10 protein-coding genes are annotated in these 14060 nt (G+C 59.7%); 1 reads left to right on the forward strand and 9 read right to left on the reverse strand.

Going from position 1 to position 14060, the window contains the following annotated elements; genetic code table 11:
• Positions 1 to 131: 131 nt before the first annotated feature.
• Positions 132 to 2417: an EAL domain-containing protein gene (locus IPM89_02735; GenBank protein QQS54781.1), complete on the reverse strand. Its 2286-nt coding sequence runs from the start codon at positions 2415 to 2417 to the stop codon at positions 132 to 134.
• 270 nt (positions 2418 to 2687) lie between these two features.
• On the opposite strand from IPM89_02735, the gene IPM89_02740 reads away from it, so the two are divergent.
• The gene (locus IPM89_02740) at positions 2688 to 3968 is read left to right on the forward strand and encodes a hypothetical protein (GenBank protein QQS54782.1); all 1281 of its coding nucleotides are present in this window, start codon (positions 2688 to 2690) and stop codon (positions 3966 to 3968) included.
• A 46-nt stretch (positions 3969 to 4014) separates the two neighbouring features.
• Here IPM89_02740 and IPM89_02745 read toward each other — a convergent pair whose 3' ends face one another.
• The 8 genes from IPM89_02745 to IPM89_02780 form a co-directional block, all read right to left on the reverse strand.
• Complete coding sequence (locus IPM89_02745; protein QQS54783.1) at positions 4015 to 4491, reverse strand: hypothetical protein; 477 nt, start codon at positions 4489 to 4491, stop codon at positions 4015 to 4017.
• Entirely contained in the window at positions 4478 to 4960 is a 483-nt protein-coding gene (locus tag IPM89_02750) for a chemotaxis protein CheW (protein ID QQS54784.1), read from the reverse strand. Before IPM89_02750 ends, IPM89_02745 begins: the two co-directional genes overlap by 14 nt.
• The gene (locus IPM89_02755; protein ID QQS54785.1) at positions 4957 to 8931 is read right to left on the reverse strand and encodes a response regulator; all 3975 of its coding nucleotides are present in this window, start codon (positions 8929 to 8931) and stop codon (positions 4957 to 4959) included. The genes IPM89_02750 and IPM89_02755 overlap by 4 nt, the downstream gene beginning before the upstream one ends.
• A 60-nt stretch (positions 8932 to 8991) precedes the next feature.
• Positions 8992 to 10785, reverse strand: coding sequence for a HAMP domain-containing protein (locus IPM89_02760; GenBank protein QQS54786.1), 1794 nt, complete (start codon positions 10783 to 10785; stop codon positions 8992 to 8994).
• Between the two features lie 44 nt (positions 10786 to 10829).
• A complete protein-coding gene (locus IPM89_02765; protein QQS54787.1) occupies positions 10830 to 11573 on the reverse strand; it encodes a PDC sensor domain-containing protein in 744 nt (247 codons plus the stop codon).
• Between the two features lie 126 nt (positions 11574 to 11699).
• Positions 11700 to 12974 carry an ABC transporter substrate-binding protein gene (locus tag IPM89_02770; GenBank protein ID QQS54788.1) on the reverse strand — a complete coding sequence of 425 codons (1275 nt, stop codon included), beginning with the start codon at positions 12972 to 12974 and terminating at the stop codon, positions 11700 to 11702.
• A gap of 84 nt (positions 12975 to 13058) precedes the next feature.
• Entirely contained in the window at positions 13059 to 13604 is a 546-nt protein-coding gene (locus IPM89_02775) for a chemotaxis protein CheW (GenBank protein QQS54789.1), read from the reverse strand.
• Positions 13605 to 13630: 26 nt separating this feature from the next.
• Positions 13631 to 13996, reverse strand: coding sequence for a response regulator (locus IPM89_02780; protein QQS55756.1), 366 nt, complete (start codon positions 13994 to 13996; stop codon positions 13631 to 13633).
• Positions 13997 to 14060: the final 64 nt, after the last annotated feature.

Below are 14060 nucleotides of genomic sequence, written 5' to 3' on the forward strand. Positions count from 1 at the left end.
ATCCGATGACGGGTTCAAATGATTTCCGGTCGCCGCAAGCGCGCCGTCCAGCACCGCTTGGAATTATAAACCATGGTTCCGGCTGGATTCGGATAATCGCCGCTCTGTTGGTTCGAGAGCGTCAGGATTGTTCAGAAGTGCCATGTGGGTTGCCGTAACCATTGCATCGCTTCGACGGCCGGCGCCGGCTTGCCGATGAGAAATCCCTGAATTCCGTCGCAGTGCCGCGCCTGCAAAAACGCCAGCTGTTCGGCGGTTTCCACCCCCTTGGCCACGACGCTCATCCCCAGCGCGTGCCCCAGATCGATGAGTATGCCGATGATCACCCGATTGTCGGTATCCTGAGCCGGATTTTGCAGGAAAGAGCGGTCGATGCTCAGTTGGTGTACCGGCAGCTCGCATAGGCGGCGCGGCTTGAAGGAGCTGCCGCCGAAATCGTCGATACCGCAGCGCACGTCCTGTGCCCGCAGGTTTTGTAATAACCGCGGCAGAAATCCGGTATCGGCCAGCAGGGCCTCTCCGCTCATCTCCAGTTCCAGGGCACTGGGTTCCAGCCCGGTTTCCGCCAGGATGGTGGCGATGGTGGCGGGTAGGGCACGCGTTGAGATCTGTCGCGCCGACAGATTGACCGTGATCGGCACGACCGGTAGCCCAGCCTGTTGCCAGGCGCGATTTTGCCGGCATGCCTCGCGCAGCACCGATTCGTCCAATTGGCCGATCAGTCGGCGGTCTTCGGCCAGCGGGATGAATTCGGCCGGTGGCAGCACATCAGGAAAGCCGGGACGCCGCCAACGGACCAGCGCTTCCAGACCGATCAAGCGGCCGCTGGCCAGTTCGACCCGCGGTTGGTAGTACAGCAGTAGTTCGTTTCGTTCCAGCGCGCCGCGCAAAGCCGCTTCCGTTTCCAGCGCCGCCAGCACCGGAGCGTTCAGGTCCGATGTGTAGAATTGATAGCTGTTACGAGCGCTTTCCTTGGCGCGGTACATGGCAATGTCGGCGTTCTTGATCAGGGTTTCGGTGTCGCGGCCGTCGTCGGGGAAGATGCTGATGCCGATGCTGGTGCCTAGGCTGAATTCGTGTCCCATGATCGACAGTGGCCGCGCCAGCGCCTGCTGGATCAGTTTGGCGACCCGCACGGCGTCCCGGCCGTGCCGGGCATCGGGCAGCACGACGAGAAACTCGTCGCCGCCCATCCTGCCGATGGTGTCCTCCTGCCGTACCACCGCGCTCAACAGACGAGCGACCTGCCGCAGGCAGACATCGCCCGCCGCATGTCCCAGGGAATCGTTGATCCGCTTGAAACGGTCGAGGTCGACAAAGAGCACGATGACCTTGTGGCCGGCCCGATTCGCCACCGCCAGCGCCTGGTCGATGCGGTCCAGCAGCAGCCTGCGGTTGGGCAGACCAGTCAGGGTATCGTAGTACGCCAGTTGGCGGATTTGCGCCTCGGCCTGCTTTTGCGCGGTGATGTCGGCATAAGCACCCAACACGCCGATAATGTGCCCGTCGGCGTCGATCAGCGGGGCTTTGCTGGTGTGAAACCAGGCCTCCGAGTCATCGGCATGGTAGCCCGGCTCCTCGAAATCGAGTTTGGCCTGGCCCGACGCCATCACCGCGCGGTCGTCGTCGCGGTAGCGGGCGGCGGTGGCGGGCTCGAACGGCAGGTCCAGGTCGGTTTTGCCCAGCAGGTCGTCAAGATGAGCAAGGCGGGCGTCTTGCAGAAAAAGCCGGTTGGCGCCCAGATAACGCGATTCGCGATCCTTCCAGAAGATGCGGACCGGCACGCTATCGAGAATGGTGTGCAACATTTGCCGCGATTGCCGCAGCTCCGCTTCGGTTCGATGGAGTTCGAGCAGCAGCCGGGCGGTACTGGTCACCTGGTCGATCAGGCTCAGTTCGGCTTCGGTCGGTTCGCGCTTTTCGCGGTAGTAGACGGCGAAGGTGCCCAGCACCGACTGATCGTCGCTCAGGATCGGCGTGGACCAACAGGCGGCCAGTCCGAAGCAGCGGGCGATGTCCCGGATACCCCGCCAGTACGGGTGGGTGTCGATATCGCTGACGACGATTTGCCGTTTCCGCCAGGCCGCCGCGCCGCATGAGCCGACCTCGGGTCCGATCTCCAGGCCGTCCGCCTGACGGATATATTCGGCGGGCAGCCGAACGCTGCCGCCATGGCGCAGCCAGCGTCCTTCTTCAAGCAGCAGAATCGAGCAGTAGGCGTCGGGCATCCAGCGTTCGATCAGCTTGCAAAGCTCGTCCAGCGCCTCGCGCAGGGAGTGGCCGGTGCCAACCAGGCTAAATACCTGGGCGATTTCTTCCAGGCGCACTTTTAGATCGCGAGCCCCATGGGGGTGGGCGGTCGAGGACAAGAGTGGAAACGGTTGCAGTGGGTGCAGCACGATACCTTCTGGTCTCATCTCGGGTGGAGGGAGCGGTTGCTTTAGGTGGCAAAAAGCCGACAGCGGCTATTTAACGCAAGCGCATGGTGCAATTTGCGACAGTATTCTTACAAACTTCCGTTGCGGGTTTCTACCCGATAATTTGATGGGGCATCGCTAATAATGATGCTAGTTCTTCATGGTGTGTTTCACTAAGGTTGCCCGCGTCTTTTTGGCGAGTCGATTTCATCCGAAAAATCGGAGCGAGTTTCGATGATGAATGAGTCGGTTTACAGGATTTTTAGATGGGTGCCGTGGATGGTGGGATTGGCCGCCATTTTCGGTTCCATGGCGGTCGCCGGCGACACGCTGTCCACCGAACGGGGCGCGGTTTGCCAGGATCGGCCGGAGTGTCGGATTATCGAGACGCTGGATGCCGGCAGGGCCGCCGACGGCACGTCACTGGCCGTGCTACACCTCGCGCTGGGTAGCGAAAATCAGCCCGCCGATGCCGAAGGGCGGCAATGTCGGCCTTATCCCGAGGATTACTGGCTCAAGCAGGTTGGCCGGGATGGCAAGGCCGTTCATCGGCGCTTGTTCGCCTTTTGCAACGATGGCTATGGTGCTTCCGGAATCGGGGAGGATGTCGTCACGATCAGTCCGAACCGCATCACGCTCGACCGGGTCGGCGGCAGTGCCTGGCGCTGGGAGATCGGTGCAAGCTATCAACTGATGCCGGAGCGGCCGCTGCTACGTCGGGAGGCCAGCTATCACACCTTGGGCGGTGGTTGCCTGGAAACCGAAACCGATTTTCGAGCGCTGCGACAGCGCGGCTGGCTTAATCCATCGCCGGCCGAGGAGACGCTGGATGCCGATGCGACAGTCGGTTGTGACCGGGAAAGCGCCATCGGCCGGTTTATCGCGATTCCCCAGCTTGAGCACGGCGGCGACGAACTAGCGGCGCTGGAACGACAATCCGCCGGTTTGGGCAGTTGCGCGCTGACGCTGAGGGCCACCGGCAACGAGGAAGATGGTTTTATCGTGCATGGTGGTCCGACCCCGGAAGCGCGGAGCGATCTCAAGTTGCTGTTGCTGTCGGCCCATACCCTGCTGGCACAGGTGCGCGATGTGGGGCGGACTCCGGTGGTGTCTGGAAACTGGATCAATGACGACCGCCTGGAACTATGGCTGGGACCCACGTTGTACGGGGGGTGGCCATCCGCTGATCGAAAAAAGCAGCTTTATCAGTTCGGCATCCGGCTGGCCGACGGCGCGGTGTTCGCGGGTTACGGCAAGTCGGCGCGGTTGCCGGCGGTGCGGCGCTGGCGGCGGGGTGACGCGCATCTGCTGTTGGTGGATTGGGGGGATGCGGGATTGGAGCCGAATTCGATGACGGTGGTGTACGGTCAGGGCGATGGCCGCCGGCAGGGGCGGATGCTGGCCACCAGTCATCTCAAGTACGGCGACCCCGATACGCTCGGTCAACTCTGGGCCTTTCCGGCAAGCTGCGAATTGCGGGATGGGTGGCTGCAAGCCGGTGCCTTGCGGCCGGAAACGACCGCGATGGCGCAGGACGATACGGCCGATTGATTGGAGGCTGGCCAGTCGTGGGCGGCCTGCGGGCACGGGAGCGGCGCTACCGTGTCGTCAGCAGCCTACCGCTGAAAATAAGGGGCAGATCCAGGATGGGTACCGGAGTTTCGGCGTCGAGGAAGCAAGAGATGGCCAGGTCGTGCCAGCCGCTCGGTTGTTCGGGTAACTTGCAAGCTTGGGTGTCGGAGACTTGCACACGCTCTGGAATATCGCGCAGCAGCAATACACCGTACTCGGTCTCGTCCATCCGCGGCTGGTAGGCGACCACGCCGGCTAGCTTCCGCTCTTGCCACGTCGGTTGCCCCCGCCCCCATAGCCAGGCGGCCAAATCCATCGCCGGCAACAGGAGGTTGTTCCACAGGATCGCCTGCCGGCAGTAGTACGGGCTCAGCGGCACTTCCAGCAGTGTGGGCGCCTCGATCATGTGGATCAGCTCACGCTCGCCCACGGCGGCGCGCAGTCGATCGTCCAGCGCCAGCATCCAGGCCGTGCTTTCCCTCGGGCTTTCAGTGGTGGCCACCGGCATCCTCCGCGAGCGCGGCGAGCAACGCCGCCAGATGCTCGGTGTCGGTCACACAACCCAGCCCCTCGTCAAGCGGTGCCAGCGCCTGAACGGGGGAGTCCGGCGACCCCATGCAGGCCGGCAGCGCCAGCAGGCGCGGGGCTTTGGCGAGCGTTTCGACCTGATCGCAAAGCAAGCCGAAGCGATCGGCGCCATTATCCAGTAACGCACAGATCCGTCGATTGTCCGGTAGTTGCGGCAATAGCCGCAATTCGCTGGATAGGCAGTACACCGGCCACCACTCACCGCCGAGCGCGATGGCGCCGATACTTCGCGGTGCTTGCACCTCTTGGTCGATATCGAGGAGCGATTCCAGGGACCTGATCTCCGTTTGTGGCAATAGCCATGAGTATCCACCCAGGGTTAGCTTGGCCAACGCCCGAGTCTCCCGCGGTTCGGCCACCGTGTTTCGAAGGGGTTGGCTCATGAGTGCAATAACCTGTGTATCTGTTCGATGAGTTCGTCTTCCATGAACGGCTTGGTCAGATAAGTATCGACGCCGACGGTCTCGGCTTCATTCCGGTGCTTGGCGGTGGAGCGCGAGGTGATCATGATGACCGGTAAATCGTGGGTGGGCTGGTTGGCCCGCAGATGCGCGGTTAGCTCCAGGCCGTTCATGCGCGGCATCTCCAAGTCGGCTAATACCAGGTCTGGGCGCTGGCCGTTGATGATTTCGATCGCCTCCAGGCCGTCGCGCGCGGTACGCACTTCGAAGCCGGCGTCTTGCACGAACTGCGCTAGCGAACGGCGCGCGCTCAGCGAATCGTCCACCGCCAGCACGATTTGTCGGTGGGGGACGGAGGCGGCGGATTTCGCCGATTGGGCAGCGGCCGTCGGTAACCGCTGGCCGGCGGTGCGGGTGCGCAACAGCTCGGGCAGATCCAGCACCGGCGCCACGCTGCCGTCGCCAAGGATGGTGGCGCCCACGATGCCGGGGAGTGTGGGGATGTATTGGCCCATGTTTTTGACCACCAAGTCGCGGCTGTCCAACACTTCCTGCACCAGCACGGCTTGGAGGCTACCGGTTTCTTCTCGCACCAGCAGCACCGGCGCCGCGCTGCGGTCGTGCTCGCGCCGGTCTTGCGGCAGATTGAGCAGGTTTTCCAGCAAGGTGAGTTCGTGAGTGTCGTTGCCCAGTCGGTAGGTGGTTATTTTGCCCAGCGTCTGTATCTTGCCGGCTCCGGAGTACAGGATTTGTTCGACGCCGCGATCGGAGAGGGCATAGATCTGGTCCCGTACACGCAACAGCAGCGCGTGGGTGGAGATCAGGGTGACCGGTAGCCGCAATTCCATCAGGCAACCCTTGCCCGCTTCGGTCTGGATACGCAGCGAGCCTTTCATGTCCAACAGCCGGCTGTAGACCATGTCCATGCCGATGCCGCGCCCCGAGGTTTGAGTCGCCGAGCCACGGGTGGAGAATCCCGGCAGCAGGATCAACCGGGCCAGCTTGTCCGGCTCCAGCGGTTTGTCGGGGGCGAGCAGGCCACGTTCTTCCGCCGTCCGGCGGATCGCCGCCAGATCCAGCCCGGCGCCATCATCCCGGCAGTGGATGGCGATGTTGTTGCCCTCGCGCATGAAATGCAGCTCGATCCGTCCCGCTTGGGGTTTGCCCAGACGCTGGCGCTGGTGGGGCGACTCGATGCCGTGATCGATCGCGTTGCGCAGGATGTGCATCAACGGATCGACCATGTTGTTGAGCACGTTGCTGTCCATGGGGGTGTCGGCGCCGCGTACCACCAGTTCCGCTTCCTTATCCACCAGCCGGCAGGTTTGGCGCACGCTGCGTTGTAGCCGGGGCACCATGGTTTGAATGGGCACCATGCGGGTACGCAGCACCGCTTCCTGGCTGTCCCGGTGTAGACGGCCCTGGTCTACCAGCAGCGAATCCAGCAGTACCAGGTTGTCCTCCACGGCGCGGTTCATCTCGCGGGCGTCGATGGCGGTTTCCACCAACCGGTGAGTAACCGTGTTAAGTTCGTTGTACTGTTCCAGTTCCAGGGGGTCGAAATCGCCGCGCTGTATCGATTTGGATAGTGGCGAGGATACGTTGCGGACATCGACCAGTTGTTCCAGCTCGGCGGTCAGGCCCTGGAACAGCCGATTTTGCGCCGCCACTGCTCGAGTGTGATCAATGGTTTTACGAATCCGCTCCTGTACTTGGCCGGTGAGGATGATGCTTTCTCCCACCAGTCGCAGTAGGTTGTCCACTAGATGGGCGGGAACCCGCAAGGCCGTTTCGGTGGTCGAAGCGGCGGGTTGCTGCGGTGCGAGCGCGGTTTCTGGCGGTTGTGCGGCGGCGGCGGGAGGCTCTTCCGGTCGGGCAGTCGCCGGGGGCGGGATTTCGTCGCTGGCGGGCACTCCCACCCGGTCGATGCGGTTGGCCCAGTCCAACACGGTTTGCAGCACGGTCAGCGCCTGCGGCGGCGGCTCACTCATGCCCAGTAGCGCCTCGCTCATGGTTTCCAGGCAGTCGGCGGCGTTGAGCAGGGTATCGGCCAGCGGTCGGTTGGGCAGCACGCCATGCTTGGAGAGTGCTTGCAGGATATCTTCCATGTGGTGGGTCAGAGTGGCGATGCCACGCACCCCAACGGTGTTGCCGGCGCCCTTCAAGGTATGGGCGATGCGCCGCGCCACTTCCATGTCGGCGAGTTGGCCATCGCCGGCGGCCAGCCGTTGGATGGCGGTGGAGAAGTCCGCGGCTTGTTGGGGCAGTTCCTGCAGCAAGCCATCCAGCAAGTCCTGATTGACATCGGCCGGTAGTTCCAGCGATACATCGCTGGGTTGTGCCTGTTGCGGCCGGGCTTCCGCATCGGCTTCCTCGGTGACCAACTTCGGCGCAAGCAGCAGATCGCTCAGCGCGGTCGCGTCGGCGGCTGCCAGCGGTTGCGGCCAGTGAGTCTCTTGCAGATGCCGAATCAGTGCTTCGCATGTCGAGCGGTCGTCGGGCGCTCGCAGGTAGCTAAGCGCCAGCGCGGGCCAGGCGCCCACCACGCGCTGCTGCTCCGGATGCAGCGGGCCATCCTGAGCAGCCAGTTCGAGCAGGTTGGTGTACAGATAGGCACAGGCTTGTTGTAGGCCTGTCAAGTTGATGGAGGCCGAAGCCTCTCCCAGTCGCTCCAGGTATTCGGCATAGCCGGACCAAGCTTCGGCGCGGGTTTCGGGTGCGCTGTCGGCGGCCGAGACCACAGCCAAAACTTCAGTGGTGGCTTCGGCGATCTGTGCGATTTCCTCGCAAAGGATTTCCAACAGTTCCTGCTGGGCGGCGTCTGGCGCGAACGATGTTGCCGGACTTCCCAGATCTTCCGTGGCTTCCAGGTCTTCCGTGGCTTCCAGGTCTTCCGTGGCTTCCAGGTCTTCCGTTTCCGCCGCGAAACCCGTTCCTTCCCGAAGGGGGGTCAATGGTGTGTCGCTGACGGTTACGACAGGAGGCTCCAGTTCTTGCTCAAGGGTTCCAGTCGCCGCAACCTCGAGCGATTCCAACGGAGTCACTACAGGGGCTTCTTGCGTGGGTTCTGTCGCCGTGGCGGGCGTCGTTTCCTCGACGGTCGCGGTGGCGAAAGTTTCCGGCGCGGCTTCGATAACCGGTTGCGGTTCCGCCGCCGGAGGGGCGGCTGTGGCATGACCGGTGTCGATTTGAGGCTCGACCGCGATCGGGATCGTCGGTTCGCCGGCCAGCGCCGGTGGTGGCGCGGTGGTGGAGTCGGGTGGTTCCACCGGAAGTATTGCGGGTGTCAATCCTTCGAATTTCCGATCTCCGTCCTCTCCGATCAAAGGGGAAGGAGCCCATGCGGAGCTGTCGGTTACCGGTTCTGCCCCCTTTTCTGGGGAGAGCGTCGCGGGAGAAGGGCGAACGCCGGTTTCCGCCTGAAGAAGTTTCGCCACCGTTTCTTTCGTTATAACGGTGACCGGTTCGGTGGGTTCAGCCCAGGTTTCCGGCGTTTCGCCCGACTCTTCCCGACCTGGCGCCGATTCGGCTGGTATCAGCAGATCGCGCAGTACCTGGGCTTCCGCCGCCGGCAGCGGCGTACTCCAAACTGGGTTTTGCAAATGCTCGAGCAGCGCATCGCTGGCCTGCGAGTCGCTCGGAGACATCAGATAGCCAATGACCAGTGTCGGCCATTCCTCCAGTCGTTCCCGTTCGGTGTCGCTGAGCCCCCCTCGGGCGCTCAGGGCCGTCAGGTTTTCCTGAAATAACAGACAAGTGTCCTGCAGCCCCGAAAAACCAGCCTCGCCAGCCGCTAAACCGATACGTTCCACCTGCTCGGCATAACGGCGGATCGCCGCGGTGATCCCGTCTTGATCGGCTCCGCCGTTTTCAGCGGGCAATCCCTCCAAAATGCCGAGCGCTTCGGCGACCTCGGCTTCCAATACCGCAATGCTTTCTTCCGATATCAGCATCAGCGCTAAACTCCTCTCGCAAGCAGCAGCAACCCGGCGGCGGGCATGGGGGGGTCGCCCTTAGGCCGGCAGCCGGAACACACGCACAGAGTTCAACAGATTTTTGGCGTATTCCACCAGATTGGTGGTCTGCACGGTCTGCTCCAGCAACTGTTGGCTGGTTTGCTGGGTGCTGGCTTGAATTTGTTCGGCACGGCCCAATAGTTCGTTGCTGATCCGTGCCTGTTCCTGTGAGCGGGAGGCGATTTGCTGCACGGCGGTTACCAGCTCGGTGGTGGTTTCCTGAGTGAGTTGCATTTGTTCGCCAGCTTGTTCCGCTAGCCGGCTACCGTCCACCACCTGGCTGATGGCGGTGTTCATCGCATTCACCGTGTCCGCCGTTTCGATCTGGATATTGCTGACCAGAGTGGCGATTTGCGAAGTCGCTTCGCGGGCGTTTTGCGCCAGCCGCTGTACTTCGTCGGCCACGACCGCGAAGCCCCGGCCCGCCTCGCCGGCCGAGGCCGCGTGCATGCTGGCGTTTAGCGCCAGGATGTGGGTGCGTTCGGCGATGGTGTTGATCAGGTTCACCACGCCGCTGATCTCTTGGGAGCGTTCACCCAATCGCTTGATACGCTTTTCCGTTTCGCGGATGGTGTCGCGGGTGCTGTTGATACCGCTGACTGTACTGGTCACTGCTTGCAGCGCCGCTTGGGTGGTCTTGATGGTGGTTTCAGCCGTGGCGCTGCATTCCTGTGCCAGTTGGGCGATCTGTTGCATGGTTTCGGACGCGGCGATCAAGTCGACGGCGGTTTGATCCACGGCCAGCCGCTCGTTTTCAGCCACGACGATTACCGCATCGGACTGTGTTTTCACCTTGTCGGACGCGGTCGCCACTTCCTCGGAGATGCGGGTCACACCCTTCAATACCGTGACGGTTTCGCTGGTGAGCAGGTTCAAGGCGTCCGCCACCGGTCCGGTCATATCCTCGGTGACCGGCACATGGACGGTCAGGTCTCTCTGGCTAATCAGGGACACCGCTTGCAGCAGATTGATGATGGAGTCATTCAGTGTTTCATTCTCTTTCTCCGTCTGCACCAATACAGCCAGTCTCTCATCCAGCAACCGGTCGAATGCCTGCCCCAAAGTCGCCAGTTCATCGCTGCCCGTCACCGCGGAGCGGATAGTAAAGTCACCCGCGGTGACCCCCTGTACGGTACCCGTTAAGCGTTGTAGAGTCGTTGAGATGGATCTGTAAATATAAAATCCCAGTAAACCCGAAAACAGGATACCGGCAATGCCCAGTATGGTCAGTAGGGTCAGGAATCTATCGTTTGCTTGTGCAGTGTTTTCAAGGCCCTCTTGCGCTTCTTGCTGAGTGGTTAATGTCAGGGCTTGCAAAGCGTCGAAGAAAGAAACAGTCAAACCGGATAGCTCGTTTTCCAAGTACAGGGTCAATCGGGCGTGGTCTCGCCCTTTGACGAGGCTCTGTAATTCCTCAAACGCCTGGGTGATGTTTGCGACTTCTGGGCCGAAGGTATCTTGCGTGATTTCCTTGCGGGCTTCCTCCGCGGTGGCAAGATAGCCGTTCCAAATCCGCTCAAATTCAGGCTTGGCGGACACCAGTCGTCGGTCGGCTTCTTCCCAGCTTATCGTGCCATAGCTCACTCCATTAGCTACTTCCTGCAAATCCGTGCGGACTGTCGCGGACAGGGAAGTAAAGAAGTTTATCTCACTCAACTCTTTATCGATTTTTGTAAAAACTTTGTTAGCGGCAACAAGACCTATATAAGCGTCAATGCCGATAATCAGCAATATCACTAGCGGAACTAACAGCAAAAGAAAAAGACGTGTACCGATTTTAAGATTACGCATAATCTATATCTCGCTTTTAAGTTATTTTGAAATTAGCCAGGAAGTTATTTATTTCTGGCTTGTTTTTCTTTAATGTAATCTAATTTGATACCCATCACCAAAACGCCAATCGTCTTGTTTTGATCAATCACTGGTACGGAAATCTGGGTAGAAGCAGTGCCAGTGCTTGCATCCTGTTCAATTTTTCCCACGAAAACCTGGCCCTTGCCACCGTTGAAAGAAGCGGTCCATTTCTCTTCATCCCCTTGCCAATAATCACTGGTGGGAGGGTACATGGCTACATTGGCTCCTTGATTATCCGTCAAAAATGCCTCGCTGAAAGCGGAGTTGGTGTCTATCCGTTTTTTTAGGAAAACCCCTGCCTTATTTTGTTGTAAAGATAGCATGAAAGAAGTGGGTTCTCCAGTATTGCTCCATTCCCGATCTCTTTGTTTAATCGTATCCAGGCTCAATTTTTCAGCATTTTGGTTCTGTACCGCCTTGACCAAAACCGGGTTGTTTGAAAAAATTCGCACGACTCGAATTTTTGAATCAAGTAGTTCTTTAAGTTGGGCATCAGTCATCTGCTGCCCAAGCGCAGACATTGAGGCCACGGTTAATAAAAAAGAAAGAAATGTTTTATGGTACATAATAACCTCCAAATAATTCAGACCATGGTGTTGTCTGTTCATAACAACATGATTGACAAAAACCAAAAATTCTACATGGCGCTGGCATAAAAATGCCTGACGACAAGTGCCCAGTATTGCGGAGCCGCGATGGCGCGCGAACTGACCGATCTGACTCACGGCGTTGTCGATGCGGCTTACGCCTCAGAGCGATTTCACCTTTCCACCGTCACCGGCTTGTCACCGTGCCAGCACACTGACTCCAAAGTCATTCCTTATGCGTATGCGCGGAGATCTCCTCAAAATTTATTGGGTGAACAGTTTGTTGATATCGCTCGGCTCGATCACCGTGAAATGGCCGTCTTGCAATAAGGTCATCAGGATAAAATCGGAACCTTGGTTGCTGGTGGTGAAATCCACCTGGATACCGCCGATGTCATAGGGCTGGCGGCGCGCGGCCTTGAGAAAGTTTTCCCGAGTCAGCGGTTTGTCGATCGCTTGTAGGATTGCGAGGAACAACTTGCCGACAATGTAGCTTTCCAACGACACGTAATTCAGGTCGTTACCCAATGCCTTGCGTGCGTCCACGACCACCGGCAGCGGTGAATTGGGCGCTGGTACGACCTGAGTGGCGATCACCTTGTCCCGAATTTTGTGGTCTTTGAGAAGATCCGCCAGCCGCTCGCCTGCCGCCGGCGATGGCGAGCTAAAAATCCAGTCTTCGCCCTTGAAGCGAGCATACCCCATAAACTTGACGGTTGGCTCGTATACCGCAATGGTGGCTACTAACCGGCAACGGTCACCGGTGTCGGTTTCCCATTTCTTCAAGGAGAGATAGCCGGGCCGCGCGCTCAGGGTATCGCGTTGGTAAGTGCCGACTGGACCGATGCCATTGCGTGTCGGGTTATCCCCCGGTGCGTTCAGAATCTGGTCTACCTTGGCGACAATGGATTCAGTGCCGGGCTGTTTGGCCAGAGCCGCGCGGAATCCCTGAATGCCGGCCATGCCGTAAGCGTCGTTTTGGGCGTAGGCGCACACTTCGGTCGGTTTGAGGCCCGCCGCCAGCGCTGTCTCCACCACCGTCTCCACTTCCTTGGCGTAGCCGGCGCGGAAGTTCAACACATCGCCTGGCCCAGTAAAGGCCGCACCGGTGTAAAAGCCGATCGCGGGTACTTTATTTTCGGCCAGTAGCGGCAGCACCGCTTTGGTGGTCGGCGAGCCGAAACTATTGACCATTGCAAAAATCCCTTTTTCAATTAATTGCTGGGCAGCGTTAACCGCTTCGGCGGGGTTGTAAAAGTCGTTGATCGCGATGAACTCGATGCGACGTTTCTGCACCGTTTGGTCGGCCAGCGCCGCCTCCATCCCACGTTTCATCGATAGGCCATACACTCTGAAGTCCCCTTCCAGGGGAATGGTGGCGCCGATGCGGATGCTGTTACTGGTAATGCCTGGGTCTTCGGCCCAACTCCAGGGTGTGGCCGCGCAAAAGCCGAGCAGTAGCCCCAGAGCCATGCCACCCTTCATCCGTCGTCGGCCTGCCGTGAGGGTGCTGGCGGTGGCGTCGTTTTGTATGTGCATGCGAGTAGCTCCCTTTGTTTTATTCGGTTGTTCCACCGAGATATTTTCTAGAGCGCGCCGCTCCAGGCTTATTTTTGGCCGGAATCAGGATATTCCAGCGACTTGTTGACCCAGGGTTCGGAAAAAGCTTCGGTGGTCGAACCCCAGCCAGGTTTGGTCGTCCTGCGAGTAGCCTCCGGCGATATGGATTCGCAATGCGGCCGGCAATGGTGGTAAGCGGGGGAGGGCTTGGTGGGCACTTACGGGCTGAGGTAGACCATCGATAAAAAAGCCGACCGTACCCTCACCCTGGTCCAGGATCAGCAGCCAGCGTTTTTCCCGGGCGCCTTCTTCCATTTGCAAGAACTGTTTCACGTCGAATATCGGCACCAAATTGCCGCGCAGGTTGATCAGCCCGAGAAACCAGGAGGGTACGTTAGGTAGCGGATAAATCACCCATCGTTCCAGCACCTCGCTGGTGGTGTCCTGGTCGATGAGCAAACCGATGTCGCCGATCCAGAAACCGTACCGTGCGCGCCGACGTTCGGTGGCGGCCAGTCCGCCCATGATGCCGGGTGGCGGTTTGAAGCGGTTGAGCGCCGCGCTGGGTTCCAGCCAGCGTCGGGGAATCCGGTCAGCCTTGTCGTTCATAGGGTTTCCCATCGGACCAGGACGGTTTACAGAAACGCTTTCAGTTGATCCGTGATAGCGTCCGCTGTGTAGGGTTTGGTGATAAATCCCTTGCCACCCTGCATCTGCGCCCACAGTCGGTCGGCCTTTTGGCTTTTACTGGTGACGAAGATCACCGGAATATTTTTGGTTTCCGCCTGGTTGCCGAGCGAACGGCAAGCGGCATAGCCGTCCATATCGGGCATGATGATGTCCATGAAAATCAGATCCGGTTTTTCCTCCGTGGCTTTTTCGATGGCATCCTTGCCATTGGTGGCGGTAACGATGACGCAACCCGCCTCACCGAGGATGCTTTTGATATTGGCCAGATCCGTCGGGGAATCATCGACGACAAGGACTTTTCGTATCGGCATGGAGGTCTCCTTAAATTTTCGTTGGCTAAAACATAACATCATCGATCTAGCATGGGCCATTCCC

The organism is Candidatus Competibacteraceae bacterium (assembly GCA_016699715.1).
In the GTDB taxonomy this organism is placed as follows: domain Bacteria; phylum Pseudomonadota; class Gammaproteobacteria; order Competibacterales; family Competibacteraceae; genus Competibacter.